Here is a 24,926-nt window from a genome sequence, read left to right as displayed (position 1 = left end):
TGACTTGGGCCACGCGGTTAGCGTCAACGTTGACTCAACGGCCCGACTTCCGCTGATCACGCCGAATCCACGCCAGGCTCGTAGCTCAACCATGCCCATCTCGCATTACGTCAACGTTGACGTAGGCCCGATCACCAGCCCGACAAGGAACGCGACATGATCATCGTTGGCGGTGAGGCGCTCGTCGACCTCGTGCCCGACCGCGTCGGCGGCTACCGGCCCATCCCCGGCGGCAGCCCGGCCAACACCGCAGTCGGACTGGGCCGGCTCGGCACGCAGACCGCTCTGCTGGCGCGTCTGGCGAACGACCGCTTCGGCGCGTTGCTGCGCGCGCACCTCGCGACCTCCAACGTCGACCTGCGCCACACCGTCGAGTCGACCGAGCCGACGACGCTCGCGGTGGTGGACGTGGACGCGCACGGCACGGCCGACTACTCCTTCTACATCGACGGCTGCGCAGACGGCGGCTGGCAGCCGACCGACCTGCCGGCGGCCCTCCCGCCAGAAGCGCAACTGCACGTGGGCGGCTCCTTCGCCCTCGCGGTCGAGCCGATGGCCGCCACGTTCGAGACCCTGCTCTCCCGCGAACACCCCCACCGCGTCATCAGCCTCGACCCCAACATCCGGCCGGTGCTGGTCAAGGACGACACCGCCGTGCGGGCCCGGTTGCACCGCTGGCTGGGCATGGTCGACATCGTCAAGGTCAGCGCCGACGACCTGCGCTGGATCGCCCCCGACCGGCCGCCGGCCGAGGTCGTGGCCGAGTGGCACGACCTGGGACCGGCTCTCGTCGTCGTCACCCGCGGCGCGGAGGGCGTCTACGCCTCCGGCCCCACCGGTGACGTCGAACTGCCCGCCCTCCGGGTCGACGTCGTGGACACCGTGGGCGCGGGGGACGCGTTCATGGCGGGTCTGCTGGCGGCGTTCGACCGCAACGACCTGCTCACCCGCACCGACCTGGGCACCCTCACCCGCACCGACCTGGCCGACACCCTCGCCTACGCCCAACGCGTCGCGGCCATCACCTGCACCCGCCCCGGCGCCGACTCCCCGTGGTTCGACGAACTGCTCCCCACCGACGTCCGCACCGCGACCCGCTGAACGCCGACACCCCCAGCACCTGGAAGCACGCCCCCTTCCCACCGATGTGAAGTGAGGCAAGCATGCCCGGATCCGCCTTCACGCGCTCGCTCCGGCGTGGCACCACCACCCTCGCCGCGGTGGCCGTCCTCGTCGCCGCCTCGGTGATCGCCGCCCCCGCGGCGCAAGCGGCGACCTACCCGGAATACCCCTACGACGCCACCGACTACGACGAGCCCTTCCGCGGCCAGTTCCACTTCAGCTCGCAGGGCGGCTGGATGAACGACGTGAACGCGCCGCTGTACTACAACGGCGTCTACCACCTGTTCTACCAACACAACCCGCACGGCACGTACTGGGACACGATGCACTGGGGCCACGCGACGAGCACCGATCTCGTGCACTGGACCCAAAAGCCGATCGCCCTGGAGCCGGGCGTCCACAACGCCACGCTCTTCTCCGGTGGCGGCTGGGTGGACCACGACAACGTCACCGGCCTCAAGACCGGTGCCGACGCCCCGATCCTGTTGTTCACCAACACCAACGGCGTGTCCATCGCCTACAGCACGGACGGCGCCAAGACGTTCCGGATGCACAACGGCGGTGCCAAGGTGATCTCCACCCCGTACGAGTCCCGCGACCCGAAGGTGTTCCGGGACGCCGCCCGCAACCGCTGGGGCATGGTGTTCTGGGGGAACGACGGCGGCAACACCGCGAAGTTCTACAGCTCCACCGACCTGCTCACCTGGACCTACCGCGGCGAGTACCGCGCCGACTGGCTGTTCGAGTGCCCCGACCTCTACCAACTCCCGGTCGACGGCAACACCGCCAACCCCAAGTGGGTCCTTCAGGACGCGAGCGGCGAGTACGTCGTCGGCACGCTCAACAGCAACGGTGTCTTCGCCCCCGACTCCGGCTGGACGGGACCGCAGCGGATGGACGTGGGGCGCACGGCTTTCGACGGAACCGCCTACGCCGGCCTCACCTTCACCAACCTGCCCACCAACCGCGTGGTGCAGATGTTCTGGCAGCCCGGCAACAAGGGCTCGACCTGGACCGGCAACGCCTCCTTCCCCGCACAGCTCGGCCTGCGGACGTTCCCGGAGGGCATCCGGGTGACCCGCAACCCGGTTGGTGAGATCTCCGCCCTCCGCCAACCCGCTCAGACGTGGAGCGACCTGACGGTCTCCAACGACCTGGCGACCAACCCGTTCAACGGCACCACCGCCGACACCTACGAGATCGAGGCGACCTACGACCTGAACGGGGCCACGGCCACCGACTTCGGCTTCGAACTGCACCGCCGCGCAGACGGCACCCGTGACGCGGCGATCGGTTACGACCGCGTGCGCCAGACCCTCGCCGACACCCCCATGCCACCTGTGAACAACCGCGTGCGCCTTCGCATCCTGGTCGACCGAGGGCAATTGGAGACGTTCGGCAACGACGGCAAGGTGTCCGTCACCGACAACGTCGACTTCGACTCCTCCAGCGGCAGCCTCGGCATCCGCGCCTACGCCAACAACGGCACGGTCCGCATCGAATCGCTGACCTTCCGGCGGCTGAGCAAGGCGTGGACCAGCGCTCCCAGCGGACCGGACCAGGGCGTCGGCATGATCAAGTGGAACGGCACCGACAAGTGCGTCGACCGCGACGGCGCCACCGCCGCCGTCGCCGTCTGGGACTGCTGGAACGGCACCAACCAGCGCTGGACGTTCACCGCCGCGGGCAAGATCAAGATCGGCGACGAGTGCCTCGACCAACCCGGCGAGACCATCGGCAACGGCGCGGTGCTCAAGACCCGCCCGTGCTGGGGCGGCGACAACCAGCGGTGGGTCCGCGTCGGCGCGAACCAGTACCGGAACTCGTGGTCCCAGCGCTGCCTGGACCTCCCCAGCGGCGACCCGACCAACGGCCGCCGGCTGCAGGTGTGGGACTGCGTCGGCGGCGCGAACCAGTCGTGGAGCATGCCGACCGGGTGACCGGGCGGGCGGCCTCGCGCGGCGGTCAGGCGCGGACGGAGCCCGGGGCTCCGCCCAGCAGCAGCGGCCAGACACTGGGCATCTCGCCGACCGGGACCTCGATCAGCGACGGGCCCGGTTCGCGGAACGAGTCCTTCAACGCTCCCGCGAGCGCAGCGGGGGTCGTCGCCCGCACGGCGGGCACGCCGAAGGACTCCGCCAGGCGGACGAAGTCGGGGCTGGCCAGGTCGCTGCCGATGAAGCGGCCCCCGAACTCGTCCGCCTGGATGCGTTTGACGTTGCCGTAGGCGTTGTCGTTGAAGACCACCGCCGTGACGCCGATGTCGTACATGCGCGCCGTCGCCAGCTCCTGCACGTTCCAGCAGAAACCGCCGTCGCCGTTGATCGAGACGACCTCGCGGTCCGGGTTGCCCACCTTCACCCCCAGCGCGGACGGGTAGCCGTAGCCGAGGGTGCCCTGGTAGCCGGGGGTGAGGAAGGTGCCGGGCCGGTGGACGGGGTAGCCGACGGCGGCCAGGTAGCCGACCTGGGTCAGCTCGTTGACCAGGATCCCGTCCTCGGGGATCGCCTCGCGCAGCGCCCGCACGTACGACCACTGGGGTTCGACGGCCCGGACCCGACGGTCGCACCAGGCGCGCACCTCGGCCAGGTCGTCGGGGTCCCACTCCGGTGCGCCGGGACCGGGCAGGGCGCTGCGGATGTCCTCCAGCGCGGTCCGGGCGTCGGCGCACCAGGTGAGCCCGGCCGGGCGGGGCGGACCCAGGTCGGCCGGGTCGGCGTTGACCAGGACGACGGTCGCGCCCGGCGCGGTGGGCGGCGCGGTGCCGCGCGGGGTGACGAAACGGCTGCCCACCACCAGCACCGCGTCGGCGTTCGGCAGCAGCCTCGGCGCGGCCAGGCTGGTGAAGGCCAGCGGGTGGCGGGCGGGGATGACGCCGCCCGCGTTGCGGCTGGTCACCACGGGCGCGGACAGCCGCTCGGCCAGCGCGGTCAGCGCGGCGCCGGCCCGAGCCGCCTGCACGCCACCGCCCGCGTAGATCAGGGGACGCCGGGCGGCGCGCAGCACGGCGGCGATGTCCTCGGCAGTCGCGCCCGGCACGCTCGAAGCGTCCGGCGCGTCGACGGCGACGGGTGGACCGGCGGTCGGGTCGGTCCCAGCGGTCGACTCGGTCCCGGCGGTCGACTCGGTCCCGGCGGTCGAGTCGGTCCCGGCGATCGGGTCGGTCGGGGCGATCCTGGCGGCCAGGACGTCGGCCGGGATGGTCAGGGCCACCGGTCGCGGCCGACCCGACCGCGACCGCCGCACCGCCTCGCGCACCAGGTCCGCGACGCGTTCCGGCGTCTCGGCCCGCCCCGACCACTTCGTGACCGCGGCCAGCACGCCGGCCTGGTCGGGCAGCTCGTGCAACATCCCCAGGCCCCGGCCGGCCAGCGTGGACGGCAGGTCGGCCGCCACGCACAGCATCGGCGACGAGCAGGCGTACCCGGTGGCCAGGGCGGGCAGCGCGTTGAGCACCCCGGGCCCGGGGACGACCAGGCAGACACCGGGGCGTCCGGTGGTCCGGGCGTACGCCTCCGCCATGTGCGCCGCCCCCTGTTCGTGCCGGGCGGCGAGGTAGGCGATCCGCCCGCGCGAGCGGGCCAGCGCGTCCAGCACGTGGTCGAGCTGGACGCCCGGCACGCCGAAGACGTGCCGGACCCCTTCCCGCTCCAGTTGCGCCACAAGGGCTTCGGCGCCGCTCAGTGCCACTTCACCACGACCTCCGAAGCGCTGTCGGCACGGGCGTCCCGGCGGTCCAGCCACCGCAGCACCGGGACCGTCATCACCGTGGTCACCAGCGCGACCAGGACCAGCGCGGTGAACATCGCCGGGCCGACGATGCCCGCCTGCAACCCGATGTTGAGCGCGATGAGCTGCATGAGGCCGCGCGCGTTCATCAGCGTGCCGACCCGGACCGCCACCGACGCCGGTTCCCCGCGCAGCCGGGCCGCCGCCCAGCAGCCGCCGAACTTGCCGACCACGGCGAGCACGACGGCCGCCGCGGCGAACGCCAGCACCGCGGGGTCGGCGAACAGGTCGAAGCGGGTGTTGAGGCCGGAGTAGGCGAAGAACAGCGGTACCAGCACCACCTGCGTCATCGCCTGCGTGGTGCGCACCACCCGGTCGGACGCCTCGTGGCGCGGCATGGCCATGCCGACGCAGAACGCCCCGAACACCGCGTACAGCTCGATGACGTCGGTGAACCACGCCCCGCAGAACAGCACGGCGACGGTCAGCAGCAACCTCGTCTCGTCGCTGGACCCGGGCCGCGTCACGATCCACGCGAGGACCCTGCGCCCCGGCAGCGCCAGCACCGCCAGGAACACCAGGGAACCGCCCACCGCCGTGAGGATCGGCCCCGGCTCGCCCGAGGCCGCGCTGAGCACACCGGCGAGGAGCAGCCAGGCGACGGCGTCGTCCACGGCCCCCGACGCCAGGGCCAGCGAGCCGTACCTGGACCCGGCCAGCCCGCGCTCGGTGATGATGCGGACCAGCATCGGGAAGGCGGTGACCGCGAGGGTGACGCCGACGAACGCCGCGGTCACCCACACCGACACCCCGTCCACGAAGACGTCCACGCGGCCGTGCGCCACGACGGTCAGGACGATCCCCAGCACCAGGGGTAGCAGCGCTCCGGCCGCGGAGACCACCGCGGCGGTCCCGATCAGCTCGCGGCCCGCGTGCGCCCGGAACTCGTACCCGGCGCGGAACATCAGCACCACCAGGCCGATCTGGCTCGCCACGTACAGCACGGGCCCCAACTGCGGCGGGAAGACCGCCGCCGACGCGCCGGGGGCGACCAGCCCGAACAGCGACGGGCCGAGCAGCACGCCGGCGATCATCTCGCCGACCACCGGCGGCTGCCCGAAGCGGCCGGTCACCAGCACGACCACCCGGCACGTCAACAGGATCACGACGGCGGCGAGGAAGAACGCGGGCGCCAGTTGCACCGGGGTCACCGTTCCACCTCCCTCACCGGCCGCCGACGACGGACGGCTCGGTGCCGCCCGCCGAGGCGAAGTGGTTGCGGCACAGGCCCTGCCGCCGGGCGTCCCACACCATGTAGGTGCCCAGCGCGAGCTGCACCAGGCTGCGGGGGATGCCCGCCCACAGGTCGCCCAGCCGCAGCACCGCGAGCCGGACGCGCAGGCCCCGGACGGCCGCGCCGGTGTGCGGCACCAGCAGGCACGGGCCGCGGCTGGGCAGCGACCGGGTGTGCTCGGCCGTGGACTCCGGCCGGTAGCGCCGCAGGACCTCCTGCGCCACGACCCGCATGGTGAGCACGGCGAAGCCGCGGGCCGGGCACGGCCGGTTGGCGGTCACCCCGAACGGGATGGCCGTGGCGGGCCTGGTCTCCGGCGACAGCCACCGGTCCGGGTCGAACCGGCGGTGGTCCGCGGTCCCCGACCGCTGGTACTCGGGGTAGTGGAACAGCAGCACCGATCCCGCCGGGATGGGTGGACGTCCCGCGCGGGCGATCTCGCCGGTGGTGATCCGGTGGGCCACGCCGAACAGCGGGAAGTGCTGCAACGTCTCGTCGATCACCCGCTCCAGGTACTCGGTGTCCTCCGGGTGCGCGAGGAGGCGGTCCCGCACCCGGCGGTGGGTGGCGACGGCCAGCAGCAGGTGGGCCATCGCCTCCGACATCTGCACCACGGCGGTGTTGAAGAACGTGCCCTGGAGGTAGTAGGCCCGCTCCCGCTCGTCGAGCGTGGCGGGCATCGGCACGGGCGGTGGGTCGTCGGCCAGCCGGTCCCGCAGGTAGGCGGTGAGGCGGTCGCGCCGGTCCATGTGCCGCGGGCTGACGCACTTCAGCGAGTTGACCACGTCGTCGGCGTTGCCGGTGATCAGGTCCCGGACGTGCCGCGGACACCGCTCGCGGAAGACCACCTCGTAGTAGACCTCGGCCCAGATCGGCATCATCAGGTCGCGCAGCCTGACCTTGCGCACGCGCGGCCCGCCGGGTCCGTCCTCGAGCTCGTCGAGCACCCGCCGAGCGCGGTCGGCGACCAGTTCCGTCCACTGTGGACGGGTCAGCCCGGCCAGGACGCGCCGGGTCGTGCGGGCCACGTCCTCGTAGCGCGGACCGGGCTCCAGGTGTTCCTGGTGCACCTGCGCGCCGGGTGAGAGCCAGTACCAGAACAGGTCGGACAGGGCGGCGCCCCGGCTGCGGCCGTTGGCGGCGGGGTGCCCGTACACGTGCCTGAACTCCTCGACGGGCACGTCCGGTCCGGGCACGGCGATGCCCTCCTCGCCGTTGACCCAGGTGAAGATGCGCACCCGCAGCGCGACCACCACGCGCGGCAGCCAGTGCGGCAGGCTGACCGCCAGGACCACCGCCGCCCCGGCGACCAGCCACCCGGTGGGGCTCACGGGACCACCCGCCCGGACCGCGGTCCCCACGACGGGAACCGGACCAGCTCCGGCGTCAGGTCGGCGACACCGGACGCGCCGCACAACGCCAAGGTGTCGTCCAGCTCCTCGCGCAACAGCTCCAGCAGCCGCCGCACGCCCTTCTCGCCGCTGTCGGCCAGCGCCCACATCACCGGGCGGCCGATCCCCACGGCGGAAGCGCCCAGCGCCAGCGCCTTGACCACGTCGGTGCCGCGCCGCACCCCGCCGTCCAGCACCACCGGGACGCGGCCCTCGACCGCGGCGGCGATCTCCGGCAGGAGCTCCAGCGTGGCCGGCACGGTGTCCAGCTGCCGGCCGCCGTGGTTGGACAGCACCAGCCCGTCGACGCCGTGGCGCACGGCCAGCCGCGCGTCGTCCGGGTGCAGCACGCCCTTGAGCAGGATCGGCAGGTCGGTGATCCCGCGCAGCCAGTCGACGTGCTCCCAGGTGAACTCCGCGGACATGAGGATCTGCCGCACGTGCCCGTTCTCCCCGTCGCGCAGGTCGACCAGGTTCTCGCAGCGCAGACCCGGCGGCAGGTCGTGGAAGCCGTTGCGCCGGTTGCGCTCGCCGGCGCCGAGCACGGCCGAGTCGACGGTGACCACCAGGGCGGCGCACCCGGCGTCGGTGGCCCGGCGCACCAGCGCCTCGGTGATCTCCCGGTCGGGCTGGAGGTAGAGCTGGAACCACAGCGGCGGCGGGTCCGCGCCCTCGCAGGCCCGCCGCGCGGCCTCGGCGATCTCCCCCACCGCCACGGTGGACGCCATGCTCACGACCATGATCGCGCCCGCCGCGGCGGCGGCGCGAGCGGTGGCCACCTCCCCCTCGGGGTCGACCAGCTTGTGGAACGCGGTCGGTGAGAGCAGCACCGGCATGCTCGCCCGGCCGCCGAAGAGGGTGATGTCCAGCGACCGGACCGCGTTGCCGCGCAACACCCTGGGCAGCAGTTGCAGCTCGCCGAACGCCGCCTCGTTGGCGCGCACGGTGATCTCGTCCCGCGCCCCGCCGGCGATGAAGTCGGCGTACACCGGGTCCAGCGTGGCGCGGGCGGCTGCTTCGAAGTCGCGGACGGACAGCGCCACGGCCGTCACCGCCCCGCGGCGCTGGGCAGGCGGTCCAGCGCGCGGGCGAAGAACCCGGCGAGCGGGGCGTGGTGGACCTCGGGGTGGTCCCACTCGTTCTCCAGGTTCTCCGCCAGGTGGTGGACGCCGAGCAGTTCGCCGGCGCGGTGGTGGCGGACCACCGGGTGCAGGTAGGAGGCGTCGAACGCCTCCTCGACCGAGTTCTGCGCCGTCCGGCGCACGGTGATGTCGAAGGGGTCGACCTTGTCGTGGTCGGGGCCGTACTCCAGGGTGACGGTGAAGTAGTCCCCGTCCCGGGTGAGCGGGCTGCCGTGGGCGTAGTCGACCGGCACCTCCTCGTGGTAGCGCGCGGGTTCGCCGGGCGGCAGCACGAGCAGGTCCCCGAGTACGCCGAACTGCTGCCACAGCGCCGAACTCCGGTTGACCCGCGCCACGACGGCGTCGGCGAGCGCGGCCGGCTCCGGGGCGACCGGCAGGTGCGGCCACGGCCGGTCGTGGTGGCGCTCGTCGAGGATGCGGCTCAGCGCGCGGACCGCGTACCGGAAGCCGTGGATGAAGCCGCCGGTGGACTTCTTGAAGTCGCGCTGCTGCATCAGCGTGCCCGCGAAGTACAGGCCCGGCACGTTGACCGACTCGTAGGCCGGGGTGAGCGCGGCGAACCGGTCGTTGATGACGAGCTCGGGACGGCACCCGGGGTCGAACGGCGAGGCGTCGAACCGGAAGCCGGTGCACACGATGACCCGGTCGTAGCGCAGTTCCTTCACGAACTCGTCGGCGCGCGAGAAGCTGAACCGGACGCGGTACCCGCTCTCGTCCTTGTCGATCGACAGCACGTGGCCGTCCAGCAGGGCGTTCTGCGACTTGAGCTGGTAGGTGTCGAGGAAGTTGTTGTTCACCGCGCGCAGGTGGCCGACGTAGTGGGTGTTCCAGGCCATCCGGATGGAGTGCGGCCCGGCCACGTGGATCACCGCCGCGGTCTCGACCAGGTTGTCCGCGGTCTCCAGCGCCGAGTTGCCCTTGCCGATGATCAGGACGCGCTGGTCGACGAAGTCGTCCGGGTCGACCGACACCGTGGCGTAGTGCTCGGCGCTGTCGACGCCGGGGATGTCCGGGACGTTGGGCAGGCTCACCCCGGTGGCCACGACCAGCCGTGCGCCGCGGTGCTCCCGCCCGTGCTGGTCGGTGACGACGAAGCCGTCGTCGCGCCGGATCCGCACGGCCCGGGTGTCGTAGGCGATGTCGAGGTCGAACGCCTCGGCGTAGTCGGCCAGGTAGCGCACGAGGTCGTCGGCGTGCGGGAAGTACCGCGCGCTGTAGCGGCGGAACAGCAGGTCCGGGTCCGGGGACAGCAGGGAGTTCCAGTCCATCCGGAGGTTGAGCTCCGGGTCGGACGTGCCGTTGTGCACCTTGTTGATGGAGATCAGCTTGCGGTGGCGCGGGTAGGTGCGGAAGAAGGTGCCCGGCGTGGGTCCGGCTTCGAGGATCCGGTAGCGGTGGCCCGCCGCCTGGAGCGACTGCCCGAGCTGGAGGCCCGCCGGCCCGGCGCCCAGCACCAGGTGGTCGAGGGGTTCGTGGTGCACAGTGTGGTCCTTCCGATGCAGGGCGGTAAGGATGTGCAGTCCGATCAGGATGGTGTGTTTCCCGGACGTTCGGAAACCGTCAGACGGCTGGATGTCCGCGTCTCATATGAAGGACCGACCGGTTTCACGTACGTGAAACGCGAAGGGCAGGCGCGGGATCGGCCCTAGTGCGTTCGCCCGAACTCGCCGTAGGCCTTTGTGGATGGTGGTGAGAGGTGGCGCGACCGCCACAGCGCGCTTTTGGACCCCGAGTGACCAGTGGTTATCGCCACGACACCGGCATGAGCGGATCCGGGACGGCAGGGAAACCCGTTGGCGCGTGACTCATTCGCACAGGTGGGCGATCGGGCGTGCGAGAACGTCACGCACGGTTTTCAGGTCGTCGCGCCACCCCTCGGCCTATTCCACCTTGTGGCGTATCAGGGCGTCGGGCCCGGTAATCGGTGCTGCGGGTCGTGGATCAGGCTGTGGTCAGCGCGATGCTGAACGCGCTCAACGCCGATCCCGCCGAGACGGCCCGAACGCCGGAGAGTCCGACCACCAGCACGGGAGTGCTGCTGTCGGCGAACGTCCCGTTGCCGAGCTGACCGTGGTGGTTCAGGCCCCACGCCAACGCGTAACCCTGTGCCGTCGCGGCGATGCTGTGGTTGAGGCTGCCGTTGACGTCGGTCACGCCGGCCAGCCCGCGGACGCGCACCGGGCGGTTCCGGTCGGTGGTCGTGCCGTCGCCCAGCTGGCCGTACCGGTTGAAGCCCCAGGCCATCGCGGTGCCATCGGCCAGGACCGCCAGGCCGTGGTTGCCGCCCGCGGCGATGTCGACGACGTTGGCGAGTCCGCTGACCGGGCGCGGGTCGGAGCGGGTCAGGGTGGTGCCGTCGCCCAACTGGCCGTTGAGGTTCCGGCCCCACGCGCTGACCGTTCCGTCGATGTGCCGCGCCAGGCTGAACTCGCTGCCCGCGGCCACGGCGGCGACGTTCGACAGGCCCGCGACCGGCGCGGGCACCCGGCGCACCTCGGTGGTGTCCTTGCCGCCCAACTGCCCGCCGTTGTTGGAGCCCCACGCCAGGACCGTGCCGTCAGCGGTGACCGCGAGGCTGTGCCGGTTGTTGGCCGACACCGCCCTGGCGCCGGTCACGCCCTGCACGCGAACCGGCAGGGTCTGCACGGTCGCACCGGAACCGTCGCCCAGCTCACCGGAGCCGTTCCAGCCCCACGCGAGCACGGTCCCGTCCGACCGCACCGCCAGGCTGTGGTCGCTGCCCGCCGCGATCGCGACCACGCCCGTCACCCCCGCGACCCGCGCCGGCGTGCCCCGGTTGGTCCTGGTGCCGTCGCCGAGCTGGCCGAACCCGTTGTACCCCCACGTCACCACCGTCCCGTCCGACTTGAGCGCGATCACGTGACCACGCCCGGAGTCGATCGCGACGACATCGGTCAACCCCGGCACCGGTGCCGCGAGGAGCCGCTCGGCGGTGGACCCGTCACCCAGTTCGCCGTAACCGCCACTCCCCCAGGCCGAGACCCCGCCCGACACCGCGGCGGCTGCCGACCCGCCGACCCCGAGCCCGCCGATCACGAGCGCCGCCGACACAGCACACATCGTGCGTCGTAACACCCCGACTCCCTTCCTCTCAGTGGTTGCTGCGCGACACAACGTAATCGCGTTCGTGACACGGTTTCGGATTCGGTAAGGAGTCGGTAACCACCCGCGAGGCCGGGCTCTTCGGTCCTGAGTGGACGAACGACGGCCCCCTCCGGCAAACGCGCTTGGCCGCCCCACCCGGCCGTGGTCCAATGCGGCGGAAGACGCCGGCTCGTGGACCTGAGGGGTGGTCGACCATCGACACCGTCGGACAGCGGTACCAGCTCGTGTTCGAGGACGAGTTCGACGGCACGACCCTCGACACCGGCAAGTGGCTGCCCCACTACCTCCCGCAGTGGAGCAGCCGCGAACGCTCGGCCGCGCGCTACCGCGTCGCGAACGGCGAGCTGCGCCTGCGGATCGAGCAGGACCAGCGGCCGTGGTGCCCCGAGTTCGACGGCGCGGTCAAGGTCTCCTCCCTGCAGACCGGGGTCTTCTCCGGACCGCTGGGCAGCCGGATCGGCCAGCACCGCTTCACCGACGCCGCCGTCGTGCGCGAGGAGCAGCAGCCGCTGCGCCTGTTCACCCCGCGGTACGGGCGGTTCGAGCTGCGCGCGAAGGTCGGCGACGACCCCGCCACGATGGCCGCGCTGTGGATGATCGGCTTCGAGGACGAGCCGCACCGGTCCGCCGAGATCTGCGTGATGGAGGTGTTCGGCCGCGACGTCCACCCCGACCGCGGCACGATCGGGATGGGCCTGCACCCCTTCGGCGACCCCGCCATCACCGACGACTTCGCCCGCGTCGAGGTGCGGGCCGACCTCCGCGAGTTCCACGTCTACGGGGCCGAGTGGACCCCGGAGCACGTCGTCTTCCACTTCGACGGCCACCCGGTGCGCACCGTCGCCCAGTCGCCGGACTACCCGATGCAGTTCATGCTGAACATCTACGAGTTCCCGCACCAGGCGGCGGAAGCGCGCCCGCACCCGAAGGAGTTCGTCGTGGACTGGTTCCGCGCGTACGCCCTCCGCTAGACGTCCTCGGGCCCACGATCGGGCCCGCACTCGAGATACGCGGCGATGTCGACACCGATGCCGCACGCCGCCGCGAACGCCGTCACCTCCGGAGGCGTCCACATCGCCGGCACGGGATCGTCCTCGCCCCGGGGGTCGAGGTGCACCACGGCCTCGAGCGCGACCTGGCAGTCCGCCTGCCGGGCGAGCTCGGCGACCGCCGGCACCCGGTCGTGGAACCGGCGGGCCAGCGCGACCAGGTGGTCCTCCAACTCGGCGTCCGGCGGCAGCCCCGAGTCCGCCTCCCACACGTGCGGCCAGCGCCGCCCGGCCACGGAGGTCCCGGTGCCGGTGCCCAACCGCGCGGTGATGTCGTCGACCGTGGGACCGGAGCTGCGCACCCCGAGGCACACCCGCCAGCGGTACGGCCGGGCCGGCTCGGTCATCGACGCCTCCTCCCGCCTCGTCCGCCGCCACCCCGGCTGGGGTCCTCGCTGGAGAACTTGATCGTGCCGTACTGGCCGGTGTCGGGGTCCCAGTTGACCGAGACGTGCCGGTCCAGGCCGGTGAACTCCTCCTTGAAGTGGACGTAGTAGCGCTTCTGGTCCGGTCCGAGCTGCGGGTCGAGGTTGTCGGACATCTCGTGCGGGCCGTCGACGCCGGTCCGTTCCCAGGTCTCCATGAAGTCCGTGTCCGGTCGGCCGCGCAGGTCGTCCAGCACGACCTGCTCCAGCTCGCCGGCCGAGGGCGGGGCGTGGCCCGGAACAGCCGGTTCCGGCTCGGGGACAGGTTCGTCGTGCGCCGCGGACGGCTCGTCGACGGCGGGTTCGGTGGCGGGTTCGGCGGCGCGCGGACCGGTGGGCAGCCCGTGGTCGGCGGTGCGGCCGAGGTAGATGGCGCTGTCCTTGCCGGACCCGAACCGGCCGCGCTTGCGCATCGCCCACAGGTTGCCGTCGCGGTCCTCGAAGATGTCGTAGTGCTTGACCGGCCCCTCCACCTGGCCCTTCTTGAGCTCGTGCGGGTCCACGCCGTGCTCCCGCAGGTACCCCTCGGACCGCTTCACCAGGTCGCCGACGGGCTGGTCGGGCACCTCGTGGGGAGCGGTCGTCGGCCTCGTCTCGCCACTGGCGAGGTCCGGTTCGTGCGCACCGCTCGGGGAGCCGGTTTCGGTCGGCCCGGTGTCCAGGGTTCCGGTGCCCGACGTTCCCGGGGTGGTCGGTTCGGTGGTCGGTGGCCGGGGTGTGGATCCGCCCGGTGAGCCCGGACCTTCGGTGTTGCCGGCCATCGCCCTGGGCGCGTGGGGGTCGCCGGCGCCGCCCTCGATGACGGTGAGCTGGGGTCGTTCGCCGACTTCGACGACGCCGTCCGTGCCGGTGGCGGCCAGCACCTGTTCCTGGGCTTGGGGGCCGGCGGGGCCGTTGTCGTTGGCCGCGGTGCCGCCTTGGAGTTCGGGGGGCAGTTCGGTCAGCTCGATCGGTTCGGGACCCGAGGGTGGGACGGCGTTGTCGTTGGCGGCCGGGCCCGAGGGCGGGACGGCGTTGTCGTTCGCCGGCAGGTCGGCCGGCAGTTCGGCCGGTTGCGCGGCGGGTTCGGGCGCGGCGGCGGGTGCGGCCGGTTCAGGGGCGGCGGGCGCGGCAGGCTCGGGGGCAGCGGGGGCGGCGGGCTCAGGCGCGGCGGGAGCAGCGGGCTCAGGCGCGGCGGGCGCGGCAGGCTCAGGCGCGGCGGGAGCAGCGGGCTCAGGCGCAGCGGGAGCGGCAGGCTCGGGCGCAGCGGGAGCGGCAGGCTCGGGCGCAGCGGGAGCGGCAGGCTCGGGCGCAGCAGGGGCGGCAGGCTCGGGCGCGGCGGGAGCAGCGGGCTCGGGCGCGGCGGGAGCGGCAGGCTCGGGGGCAGCGGGGGCGGCCGGCTCGGGCGCGGCGGGAGCGGCAGGCTCGGGCGCAGCGGGAGCAGCGGGTTCGGGGGCAGCGGCAGGGGCGGCGGGCTCGGGCGCGGCGGGGGCGGCCGGTTCGGGGGCGGCGGGGGTCGCTGGTGCTTCCGGGGTTGTGGCGTTGCCGGTGGGTGGCTCGGTTCCCGCTCCCGTCGCCGCCGGCACGTCGCGCCCGGCCCAGGCGTCGGCTCGCGCCTGTCCCTGGGACATCGCCTTGCCGATGCCCGCCATGTTCTCGCCGAGCATCGCCGCGGCGGCGTTGCTGGAGCCCGCCAGCCGTCCCTGCACGCCTTCCAGCGCGCCGCCGATCCGCGGGCCGACCGCCTTGCCGATCTTGTCGCCGGCGATCTGCATGGCCATCAGGCCCATCGCGTTGACGTCCTCGCCCATCGCCGCCGACTCGCGCTGCAACTCCTCCGCCGTGGACGCCGTGGCCGCGTCCACGAGGTTCTTGATGAACACCAGCGCGTTGAGGGCGAGTGCGATCTCCGCCGCCGTGATCGCCCACGGGCCGACCGTCGCGGCGACGGTGCTGCAGATGCTGATCACCGGCAGCAGCACCGGGGCCAGCGTGCCCCAGGACAGCAGGATCAGGGCCGCCGAGATCGCGATGACGGCGATGGCGAGGCCGGCGATCGAGCCGAGGACCACGGTCACGCCGGTGGCGATGTCGGCCGACGACTTCAGCAGGTTGCCCAGCGGGTCCCGGCGCCACTGCTCGGCGCTGAGCAGGTTCGCGCCGCCGCTGAGGATGGTGCCCAGGCCCTGCACCACACCCGCCAGCGACACGCGCGGGTCGACGAAACCCCGCAGGATGCCCAGGCCGAACTTCGGCCAGTCGGTCTCCGCGAGCGAGCCGAACGTCCGGGAGAACGTCAGCCGCAGCGCCAGCGACGCCTTCTGCCCGGTCCCGAGCCGGCCGAAGTCGCCGCCGGCCTCCGCGTTGATCGTCGCCAGCTCCTGCTGCCGGCGGCGTTGCGCGGCGGACGCCGCCTCGGCGCGCTGCTGGGCGGACTGCTCGTCACCGGAGATCACGGCGGCGGCCTCGTCGAAGGACGGGAACCGCTCCCGCTCGCCGGGTTCGGCGGCGCGTTGGGCGACCGGGCCGGGCGTCCCGCCGGGACCGGCGGCGAAGGCGGCGAGCAGCCGGGGGCCGCGGCGCGGAGGTGGTCCGGGCAGTGCGGTCAGGTCGGCGCGGTAGCCGTCCTGGGCGGCGTGCAGTCGGCTTTCCAGCGCGACGGAGTTCGCCAGCACGGCGTCCGCCTGCTCCCGCTGCGCCGCCGCGCCGGCCTCGATCTCGTCGGGCCGGTCGGCCAGTCCCTCGACGCGGCTGCGGGCGGCGGTGTTCATCGACGTCAGCTCGGCGAGTTTGGCGTCGGTGGCGGCCAGGCGTTCGCGGGTGCCGGCGATCGTGCCTTCGCTGGCCGCGTTGCGGGTCTTGGCCTGTTCGGCGTCGGCCTGGAGTTGCCGGGCCCGGTCGCCGGTCTGGCCCACGGCGGCGTCGATCGTGCCGAGGTTCCCGCTGACCTGCCTGATCTGGCCGGTCTGCTGCTGGGACTTGGCGGCGGCCTCGGCGTCGTCGGGTGCCGCGCCGGCGGCGCGGTCGGCGAGGCCGGCCGACTCGGTGGCCATCGGACCGGTCTGCTGCCGCCCGGTGTCGGACTTCTCGGCGAAGCCGGGCGCCTCGGCGGCCACCGTGTCGGCCTTCTGCCGGGACGTGTCCAGCGCGGTGGCGGCCTGGTCGGTGACCGAACGCCGGTGCGCGACGTGGCCCTGCACCGTCGTGATCGACCCGGCGGCTTCGGCGATCTTGCCGCGTGCTTCGGCCAGCGAGCCGCGCAGCCCGAGCGCGCGGGCCCGGTGGGCGGTGGCGTCGGCGGCCAGCGCGTGGGCCCCGTGCCGCAGGTGCGCCAGGCGGGCCGCGACCAAGCCGGCGGCGACGTCCCCGGCCGGGTCGACCGGCAGCGGGGTGCCCGTGCCGTCCACCGGCTCGACGGTCTGCGGCGGCGCCAGCGGCGGGGGTTCGGCGGGCAACGGCAGCGCGGCGGCTTGCGCCTGGGCGGCGGCGGCCTGCGCCTGCCCGGCGGCCACCGCTGCCGCCGCCTCGCCCGCCGGGCTCTCGTCGGCGCCGGAGGGCTCGTCCGCGGACTTCGCGCCGACCACCGGTTCGGCGGGCGCGGCCACCTCGCTGCCGGTCTGCGCGGCCGCGGTGGTGACCTGCGCGGCGGGCGCGGACACCTTGTCGGGCTGGGCGAACTCGCCCTGCTGACGGGCGCGGAGCCGGGCCTTGTCGCCGGGTTCGGGCGGCGGCGGCTGCTCCCCCTCGTGCTCGGCGGCGGCGTCACGGGCCTCGGCGGCGACCGCTTCGGCCCGCGCGTCGATGGCCGTCTGACTGCCGTCGGCTTCCCGCTGGACCGCGACCGAACCCAACGCCGTCCCCACGGCCCGGTTGCCGGCGTGCCGTTGCAGCGCGGCCACCGCCGAGGCGGTCAGCGTCCGACGCGACAGGGGCACCGGCGGATCGGCCGCACGACGACCCGCCGCGGCGGCCGGTTCGGGTCGCGGGTGGACGTGTTCTGGACCGGCCGGTCGGTCCGGCGCAATCGCCACGGACGGCCTCCGATCCGCCGGAGGAACAAGCCGGTCCGGCTGCGCTCGCCACCCTAGAACCGAGGCGGGACAACGGGAACGGCCGCGAGGGCAGAGGTCACTGCCCGTTCGGCCGGGGTCGCCGCGCCTACACTGGCGACCATGTCCGAAGAGCCGGGCGGCCGGAAGCGCGTGGACCTCACCGCGCTGCCCGCCTGGGCCCGCGCCCTGCTCGTCGTGGCGACCGTCGCGCTCGTCGTCGGTCTCGCGCTGCTGGTCGGCCGCCCGTCCACCGGCCCGACCGTGCCGCTGTCCGCCGTGGTGGCCGCCGTCGTCGCCTTCGCGTTCGTGGCCTGGCGCGCCCGACACCGCCGCTGACGGCCGGCCGTCACGGGCACAAGGGTTGTTCCGGCACCCCGGGGAAGTGCGCGGCCCAGTCGACGGTGACCGGGTCGGCGCACACGTCGCCGATCACGCGGTCGACGTCCACCGCCAGCCGCCAGAGGGTGCCGCCGCGGGACTCCAGGAGCAGCAGGTCGCCGTCGGCGGGTTCGTAGCGCGCGGCGCTGAACTCCGTCCCCGGCGCGCGCAGCGACAGCGGTTCGCGGTGGCCGGTCAGGTCCCACAGCCACACCGAGTCGCGGTGCACCGCCGTGACGGCGTGGCCGTCGTGGGAGAACTCGACCACGGCCTTCTCCGGGACCGCGTCGGCCTCCAGCAGCGTCCCGCCCCGGCCGTCGAGCACGGTGAGGTGGCCGCGGTCGAGGTCGGAGATCGCGAGCGCGCCGCCCGGTCCGGTCACCAGCCCGAGCCGGGCGGAGCGGCCGAGCACCGGGGTGACCCGGCCGTCCAGGGACCACACCTCGACCTCGCGGCGCTCGCCGTCGCGGCGGGCCAGGGCCACGCCGGTGCCGTCGTGCAGCGGGGCGACGGCCTCGACGCCCGCGACGGGCAGGCGGGTGCGGGTGGTGTCGCCGGGGCGCCAGTGGACCGCGGCGCCGTCCTCGATCGCGGCCACGAGGGTGCCGGCCGCGTCGATGCCCTGGAGGAACGGCGAGCCGGACAGGGTGGCCCGCAGGCGCGGCGCGTCGGGGTCGCCGAGGTCCCAGATCTCGAACTCGTCGGAGCGGACCACCGTGATCGCGGTGCGCCCGTCCGCGCTGAGCAGGTACAGGAAGCCGCCGGGCGGCACGGCGAAGCGCCCGGCCGGCCGCCGGTCCTCGCCGCGGCCGACCCAGAGGCGGTAGGCGGTGCTCGACGTGCCGGGGTCGACCTCGTGGGACACCGTCACGTCCCCGGGTAGCCGCGCGTAGCCGCCGCCCAGGGTCGTGGCGGTGGCCGCCGCACGGGCCAGCAGCAGCGCGTCGCGGGACTGGGTGGTGGGTGCGACGCGGTGGGCGGCCAGGGCGAGGGCTGTCGCGTCGCGCGGGCGGGCGAGCAGGTCCAGGGCGGTGTCGGTGGCGCGCAGCGACAGCGCCTGGTTGCGGGCGCGGGTGGCGGCGCGCTGGGTGGTGACGGCGTAGGCGGCGGTGCCGGCGAGCAGCACGACGAGCACGGCGAGGCACGCGACGAGCCGGCGCAGCCTGCGCACGCCCCGCCTGCGCGCCGCCTCCCGGTCGCGTTCGGCGGCCAGGCCCGCGGCGACGAACTCGCGTTCGACCTGGTTGAGGCGGGCGGTCAGGCCGCGTGCCTGCTCGAGGTGGACGCCCCGGTAGAGGGCGTCGGGGTCGCGGTCGTGGGCGTGCCAGGTCTCGGCGGCGCTGGTGAGCCTGCGGTGGGCGCGCAGCGCGTCGCGGTCCTCGGCGAGCCAGTCCGCCAGCCTCGGCCACGCGCGCAGCAGCGCCTCGTGGGTCAGCTCGACGGTGTCGCGGTCCAGGGCGACCAGCCGGGCCGCCGCGAGCCGGTCGAGCAGCGCGTCGCTCGCGTCCAGTTCGGCGCGGGCGACGCGGCGGCGGGTGTCCTCGGTGCCGTCACCGGGGGCGACCAGCCGCCCGAACACCTGCCGCGCCGCCTGCCGCTCCGGTTCGGGCAACGCCCGGTAGAACTCCTCGGCGGTGCGGGCCAACGCGTGTTCGACGCCGCCCGCGTCCTCGTAGGCGGCCAGCGTGAGCACCGGGCCGCGGCGACGCCGCCACGTCTCCACCAGCACGTGCGAGGCCAGCGGCAACGCGCCCTGCTGACCGGCGACGTCCGCGATGAGCCGCGCCACCAGCGCGTTCTCCAGCGAGGCGCCCCGGCGGGCGGCGGGTTCGACGACCGCGCGGCGCAGCTGCTCGGCGCTCATCGGACCGACGAGCACCGTCGAGCGCCGCAGCGCGTCGAGCAGTTCGGGGTGTCGGGCGCAGTGGCCGTAGAAGTCGGCGCGCACGCCGATGACGACGCGGGCGGCCCCGGCGGCGTGGGTGAGCGCCCGCACCAGCCACCGCCGGTCGGTCTCCCGGCAGAGGGTGAAGACCTCCTCGAACTGGTCGACCACCAGCAGGTCGGCGGAGGCCTGGCGCAGCAGCACGCGCAGGTGCTCCGGGTCGGCGGCGAGCTCGGCGCGGACGTCGACCGCGGACCGGTGACCGGCCAGGGCCGCCGCCAGCTCGGTGATCGGGTCCGCGCCGGGCGTGACGAGCACGTGCTCGCCCCACCGGGCCGCGAGGCCGGCGCGCAGCAGCGAGGACTTGCCCACCCCGGACGCGCCGACCACCCCGACGAACGGCACTTCGCGCACCAGCGCGAGCAGGCGGTCCACCTCGGCCTCGCGGCCGAAGAACCGGTCGGCGTCGGCGACCTGGTACGCGGCCAGTCCCGCGTAGGGGGCGTCGCCGGTGTCCGGCTGCGCGGCCAGCTCCCGCCAGCGTGCGCTCCACTGCTCGACGTCACCCCCGCAGGCGCGGACGAACGCCCGGGTCACCGCCAGGCTGGGCAGCCTGCGCCCCGCCACCGCCTCGGACAGCGCGGCCGGCGAGTAGTTGGCCAGGCGGCCCAGTTCGCGGTACGACGGCAGCCCGGCCGCGCGCCGCAACCGGCGCAGGTCACCCGCGAACTTGAGCACCGGCGTGTCTTCATCGGCCAGAGGACGTTCCGCCCGCGGCACCCTGTTCCCCCTTCGACACCCCCGATTCTCCAGGCGGGGGTGTCGAGACGACGGCCGCCGTACGGACCAGACGGCTGCTGCACGCGGCCGTCCGGTCCGCACGGCGTTCCTCAGCGGAGCTTGTACGCCCGGATGAGGGTGTGCTCGAACGTGTTGCCCTTGCTGTCCGACCCCTTCACCCGCAGCGACGCGTAGGCCCCCGCCCCGGCGGCGTTGCGCACCATCGCGGTGCGGCCGAGCACGGGAGCCTCGGACCACGTGCCCCCGTCGTCGAACGAGACCTCCACGCGCAAGCGCCGCACGGGCCCGCTGCCCTCCTGCTGGGTGACCTCCAGCGGCACGGCGAGCACCCGACCGGCGGCGGCCGCGCCGGTCGCGTCCAGCTTCGGGGTGAAGCGGACGAAGGTCAGCGGGAGGGCCTTCGGCACGTCACCGGGCGCGGTGTCGGAGCGGAACGTCCACGCCGCGTGCACCCGCGTGGTGAACTCGGAGACCTCGGCGTCTCGGGAGCTCTCCGCCTCCAGCCGGTAGTCCCCCGGCCCCGGCGGCACGGGGAACGCCCCGATGCCCGGCAGCGGCGTCTCGCCCACCAGGTCGCCGCCGCGGTGGAGCGCGGTCCGGGACGTGCCGGTCAGCGAGTCGCCGCGGTTGCCCGCGCCGTCGCCGAACAGCCACAGGTCGGCCACCACGACGTCGCCCACGCGGAACCCGTAGGGCCGCGTCGAGTGCGGCGGTGTCGGGCCGAGCACCGGGAAGCCGAACGACTCCGCGTACCGCCGACCCGGCCGGTAGGTGCGGTCCGGGCTGATCAGGACGGTGTCCGGCGCGGCGGCCGTGCCGTGGAGCACCTGCCACCGCCACGTGACGCCCGCCGGCCGGACGTGGTCGATCGCACCGGCCGACGGCTCCGCCGCGACCGCGCCGCCGACCCCGTAGATGCCGTCCGAGGTGGTCGCGTTGCCGGAGTGCTGACCGATCCGGCCGGGCCGGCGCGGGCCGAACGCGGTGCGGACCTCGGCCAGCTCGTTCCGCCCGGCGCTGCGCACGAACCCGGTCGGCGCCTTGCCGCGTTCCTCCCACGCGACCCGGTAGGTCACCGGTGTCCCGCCGACCGGCGCGCCCGCGAACTCCGCGCCGATCAGCACGCCGTACTGGTCCGCGGGCAGCCCCGGGCCGGAGTTGCCCAACGCCATGTCCGCCGGGAACCCTTGCGGGTACACCAGACCCGTGAGCGCCATCGCGTCCTCGTAGTGCCGGCCGAACACGACGTAACCCAACCCCGGCTTGGCGTCCTTGTCGGGCACCGAGAGCTTCACCGGAGCCGAGGTGCGCGCGTCGAAGATGATCTCGGTGTCGCCGGACACCGAGAGGTCCGGCCGGAGCAGCACGGTCGTGTCGGCCTCGCCGAACCGGTGCTCGGACATGGCGGTGTAGACGCCCTTGGGCACGCGGACCGTGACGTCGCCGTCGTCGTCGGTGATCACGCTGAACTTGTCGTTGCTGACGCCCAGGAGCAGGGCGGCGTAGTCGGCCTCGGGCCGGCCCGACCGGTCGAGCTGGGTGATCCGGACGTCGTAGCTCTCCACCTCGCGGGTGATGGCGACGGGCGTGCGCAGCACCACGTCCGCGCCGGTGCGGGCCACGACCAGGCCGGAGTACGCGCCGTCCGCGGTGCCGGACTTGCTGTCGCCGGTCACCGCGACCGTCGCTTCGCCGCCCGCCGGCACGGTGACCGTGGACGGGGTGACGGTGAACAGGCCCTGGGCGGGGGTGCCGTCGGGGTTGCGCCCCTCGGTGCCCAGGTCGAGGGTCACCGGCGCGGAGCCGGCGTTGCGGTAGGTCACCGGCTTGCTCAGCGGCACGTCGTCGCCGTGCGGCCACTCCTGCACGCCCAGGCTGACGCTCGGCGGCGAGGTGGTGAGGGTCGCGGTCATGGCCTTGGCCGAGTCGACGCGGCCGGCGCCCTGGTCGAACACCGTCAGGTCCGGGTTGGGCTTGGCCGACGCCATCAACGCGGCCTTGAGCCGGTCGCCCGACCAGTCCGGGTGCTGCTGGGCGAGCAGCGCGGCGGCGCCCACGACGTGCGGGGTCGCCATCGACGTGCCGGACATGGCGTGGTGGTCGGCCGGACCCGCGCCCGGCAGCGCCCGCGACTTGGCCGCCACGATGTCCACGCCCGGCGCGGTGATGTCGGGCTTGATCCCGCCGTCACCCACGCGCGGGCCCCGGCTGGAGAAGAACGCGATGCTGTCGTCCCGGTCCACCGCGCCCACGGTCAACGCCGCCTCCGCGCTGCCCGGCGACCCCACGGTCTCGGCGGAGCCGCTGTTGCCGGCGGCGACCACGAACAGCGTGCCGTGCGCGGCGGACAGGGTGTTGACGGCTTCCTCCAACAGGTCGACCTCCGGCCCGTCGTTGCCGCCCAGGCTGACGTTCACGACGTCCGCGCCCTGCTCGGCGGTCCAGCGCAGGCCCTCCAGGATCGCCGACTCCGGGCAGCCCGCCTGCCCGCACACCTTGGCGTCGAGCAGCTGCGCGCCCGGCGCGACACCGCGGTACGGCGTGCCGGTGCTCGCGATGGTCGACGCGACGTGCGTGCCGTGGCCGATGTGGTCGGTGGCGTCGGGGTCGCTGGTGAAGTTGCGCTCGGCGACCTCCCGGCCCACCAGGTCGGGGTGCCCGCCGTCGACACCGGTGTCCACGACGCCGACCTTCACGCCCACGCCGGTGTACCCGGCCGCCCACGCGGCGGGCGCGCCGATCTGCGGGACGCTGCGGTCCAGCACGGGCCGGCGCACGCCGTCCAGCCAGACCTTCGCCACGCCGGGGTCGGTCAGCAACGCCGGCCAGTCGGCCCCGGACGCCTTGTCCGCCGTCGTGGCCACCGCCCGTACGGTCGGCAACTCGCGGTCGACCCGGAGCGTGCCCGGTGCCGCGGCCCGGTCGCCCCGGACGATCAGGGGCACGCGATCGCGGTGCGCGTCGTCGTACCCCGCCTCGACCAGGCCCGTGACGTCGAACAGCCGCGCGTCCAGCCGGCCCTCGGCCAGCGGGCGCACCGCGTCGCGCGGGACCACGTGCACGTGGCCACGGCGTTGGAAGGTCAGGTAGCCGACGCCCTCCCGCCCGGCGCCGGCGGTGACCGACGCGACCCGATCACCGTCGAGCACGACCCGGTCACCGCTGACCAGCGTGACAACGCGCCGCGCGCCGGCCGTGCCCTGCGCCCCGGCCGCGTACTGCGCACCGCCCGCCGGTGCCGCGATCGCCGGTGTCGCCGCTGTCATGGCCGCCGTCGTAGCCGCCACGACCCCCAGGACGAGCGCCGCGACCCTGCGCCTTCGTGATCTCGAACCCGACACGAGTTCCTCCCATTCCTCGGTGGCGGCCGGCGCCGAGGAGCCGCGGGCGGTCCGTCGCACGCACAGCGTGGACGCGGGCTCGTCGACGCCGACCGGTTCGCCACGCTAGGGAGTTCCGCGTTGTTCAGGCTCGTGGGAGCTGTGCTGAACAACGTTTCCTGGACAACCACGGGGCCGATCGGCGGCGCCCGAGCGCCCGTCGAGCGGCAACCGGTGCTCCTCCACCCGGTCGTGCCCGGTCAGGCGGACACGGGTTGGCCCGGGGCCAGGAAGACCACCTGCGGGACGGGGCGGACCGTGCGGTCGACCCGGGTGACCGGACGCGGGGCGGTGAGGTCGTCGAGGGCCTGGTCGATGCGCGCCCGCCAGGCCGGGTGGTCGCGGTGGTCCGCCGACTGGGCTTTGAGCGCGGACAGGACGCCCCGGACCCGCGCGGCCAGGACGGGGTGGGTCGCCAGCGACGTCCACAGTGGACCGGGCGACGGCGTGCCGGGGCGCACCGCCGCGCGGACGCGGTCGACCAGGACGTGGTGCGGAAGGGCCAGCCACTGCTCCACCGTGGCGTGCGTAGTGGACACGAGAGCGACTCCTCACGGGGTAAGGCCCGGCGGCTGGTCGCCGGGAGTGCTCCCATCTACCTCCGGCGGGAGCGGTTCAAACCAACGCCGGTGGACGGCGGCTCAGCCCGACCGGCGCGCCAGCAGCTCGGTCACGGCCTCGTCGACCGAGCCGCGCACGGTCATCGCCTGGTCCAGCCCGGTCAGCCGCATCGGGCGCAGGACGGCGAGGTGGGAGGCCGACACCGCCACGGCCGTGCCCGAGCGCTCGCCGCGCTGCGTGGTGTCGGCCAACAGGCGCAACCCGGTGGGGTCGATGAACTCCACACCGGTCAGGTCCACCACGAGGCGGCGCGGGTGGCGGTCGAGCTCGGCGGACAGCGCGGTGTGCACGACCGGAACGGTCGCCGCGTCGACCTCGCCGCGCACGACGACGACGGAAACGCTGCGGTGGAGCGTGATCGTGGCGGTCACACCGGCGACGGGGTCGACCATGGCCATGCCTCTCGTCCGCGGCAACCGACTGTCACCCGACCGTGTCGACTCCGCGGCCCTCGAACGGCCCCAGCGACCCCATCACACTAAGTCCGCCGTCGAGCACACCGCAATCAACCGATCGCACGTTCCCCCGGCCCCGCGCTGCGCGCTCACGACA

The 24,926-nt window shown here is 74.1% G+C and carries 16 protein-coding genes; 4 read left to right on the top strand and 12 right to left on the bottom strand.

The genetic code is table 11. The features are described from left to right. Positions 1-156 precede the first annotated feature (156 nt). Together DFJ66_RS40770 and DFJ66_RS40765 are read left to right on the top strand one after the other, a co-directional pair. Entirely contained in the window at positions 157-1,101 is a 945-nt protein-coding gene (locus DFJ66_RS40770) for a carbohydrate kinase family protein (protein ID WP_121229996.1), read from the top strand. A gap of 62 nt (positions 1,102-1,163) precedes the next feature. Continuing rightward, positions 1,164-3,062: a ricin-type beta-trefoil lectin domain protein gene (locus tag DFJ66_RS40765; RefSeq protein WP_121229993.1), complete on the top strand. Its 1,899-nt coding sequence runs from the start codon at positions 1,164-1,166 to the stop codon at positions 3,060-3,062. A gap of 25 nt (positions 3,063-3,087) precedes the next feature. On the opposite strand, the gene DFJ66_RS40760 is transcribed toward DFJ66_RS40765, so the two are convergent. The 6 genes from DFJ66_RS40760 to DFJ66_RS40735 all read right to left on the bottom strand — a co-directional run bounded on the left by DFJ66_RS40760 (position 3,088) and on the right by DFJ66_RS40735 (position 11,750). Beyond that, entirely contained in the window at positions 3,088-4,812 is a 1,725-nt protein-coding gene (locus tag DFJ66_RS40760; RefSeq protein WP_121229991.1) for a thiamine pyrophosphate-dependent enzyme, read from the bottom strand. After that, positions 4,803-6,062, bottom strand: coding sequence for a cation:proton antiporter (locus DFJ66_RS40755; RefSeq protein ID WP_121229989.1), 1,260 nt, complete (start codon positions 6,060-6,062; stop codon positions 4,803-4,805). Before DFJ66_RS40755 ends, DFJ66_RS40760 begins: the two co-directional genes overlap by 10 nt. 13 nt (positions 6,063-6,075) lie before the next feature. Next, on the bottom strand, positions 6,076-7,476 hold the full coding sequence (locus tag DFJ66_RS40750) for a cytochrome P450 (RefSeq protein ID WP_121232459.1): 1,401 nt from the start codon (positions 7,474-7,476) through the stop codon (positions 6,076-6,078). Then, positions 7,473-8,579, bottom strand: a complete 1,107-nt coding sequence (locus DFJ66_RS40745) for an alpha-hydroxy acid oxidase (protein WP_121232457.1) — start codon at positions 8,577-8,579, stop codon at positions 7,473-7,475. Before DFJ66_RS40745 ends, DFJ66_RS40750 begins: the two co-directional genes overlap by 4 nt. Before the next feature lie 5 nt (positions 8,580-8,584). Beyond that, the gene (locus DFJ66_RS40740; protein ID WP_121229987.1) at positions 8,585-10,159 is read right to left on the bottom strand and encodes an NAD(P)-binding domain-containing protein; all 1,575 of its coding nucleotides are present in this window, start codon (positions 10,157-10,159) and stop codon (positions 8,585-8,587) included. Positions 10,160-10,619: 460 nt separating this feature from the next. Continuing rightward, positions 10,620-11,750 (bottom strand): RCC1 domain-containing protein, encoded by a 1,131-nt coding sequence (locus DFJ66_RS40735; RefSeq protein ID WP_170200030.1) that lies wholly within the window; start codon positions 11,748-11,750, stop codon positions 10,620-10,622. A 203-nt stretch (positions 11,751-11,953) separates the two neighbouring features. Here DFJ66_RS40735 and DFJ66_RS40730 point away from each other — a divergent pair, with 203 nt between their 5' ends. Further along, positions 11,954-12,775, top strand: coding sequence for a glycoside hydrolase family 16 protein (locus DFJ66_RS40730; protein WP_121229982.1), 822 nt, complete (start codon positions 11,954-11,956; stop codon positions 12,773-12,775). Here DFJ66_RS40730 and DFJ66_RS40725 read toward each other — a convergent pair. Both DFJ66_RS40725 and DFJ66_RS43770 read right to left on the bottom strand, forming a co-directional pair. After that, positions 12,772-13,200 carry a DUF4279 domain-containing protein gene (locus tag DFJ66_RS40725; RefSeq protein WP_121229981.1) on the bottom strand — a complete coding sequence of 143 codons (429 nt, stop codon included), beginning with the start codon at positions 13,198-13,200 and terminating at the stop codon, positions 12,772-12,774. The genes DFJ66_RS40730 and DFJ66_RS40725 overlap by 4 nt on opposite strands. After that, on the bottom strand, positions 13,197-17,192 hold the full coding sequence (locus tag DFJ66_RS43770) for a hypothetical protein (protein WP_211351484.1): 3,996 nt from the start codon (positions 17,190-17,192) through the stop codon (positions 13,197-13,199). Before DFJ66_RS43770 ends, DFJ66_RS40725 begins: the two co-directional genes overlap by 4 nt. Positions 17,193-17,429: 237 nt before the next feature. On the opposite strand from DFJ66_RS43770, the gene DFJ66_RS40715 reads away from it, so the two are divergent. Beyond that, the gene (locus tag DFJ66_RS40715; RefSeq protein ID WP_121229980.1) at positions 17,430-17,645 is read left to right on the top strand and encodes a hypothetical protein; all 216 of its coding nucleotides are present in this window, start codon (positions 17,430-17,432) and stop codon (positions 17,643-17,645) included. A gap of 10 nt (positions 17,646-17,655) precedes the next feature. On the opposite strand, the gene DFJ66_RS40710 is transcribed toward DFJ66_RS40715, so the two are convergent. From DFJ66_RS40710 to DFJ66_RS40695, 4 genes are all read right to left on the bottom strand, one after another. Next, a complete protein-coding gene (locus DFJ66_RS40710) occupies positions 17,656-20,310 on the bottom strand; it encodes a helix-turn-helix domain-containing protein (protein WP_121229979.1) in 2,655 nt (884 codons plus the stop codon). Between the two features lie 152 nt (positions 20,311-20,462). Next, positions 20,463-23,639, bottom strand: coding sequence for a S8 family serine peptidase (locus DFJ66_RS40705; RefSeq protein WP_121229978.1), 3,177 nt, complete (start codon positions 23,637-23,639; stop codon positions 20,463-20,465). 314 nt (positions 23,640-23,953) lie between these two features. Further along, positions 23,954-24,292, bottom strand: coding sequence for a hypothetical protein (locus DFJ66_RS40700; RefSeq protein WP_121229977.1), 339 nt, complete (start codon positions 24,290-24,292; stop codon positions 23,954-23,956). A gap of 102 nt (positions 24,293-24,394) precedes the next feature. Continuing rightward, positions 24,395-24,772, bottom strand: coding sequence for an STAS domain-containing protein (locus DFJ66_RS40695; RefSeq protein WP_121229976.1), 378 nt, complete (start codon positions 24,770-24,772; stop codon positions 24,395-24,397). Positions 24,773-24,926 lie beyond the last annotated feature (154 nt).

Origin of the sequence: Saccharothrix variisporea, from assembly GCF_003634995.1 — a bacterium.
Lineage (GTDB): Bacteria > Actinomycetota > Actinomycetes > Mycobacteriales > Pseudonocardiaceae > Actinosynnema > Actinosynnema variisporeum.
Note: the sequence above shows the minus strand (reverse complement) of the source record. Positions and strands in the feature narration are given on the sequence as shown.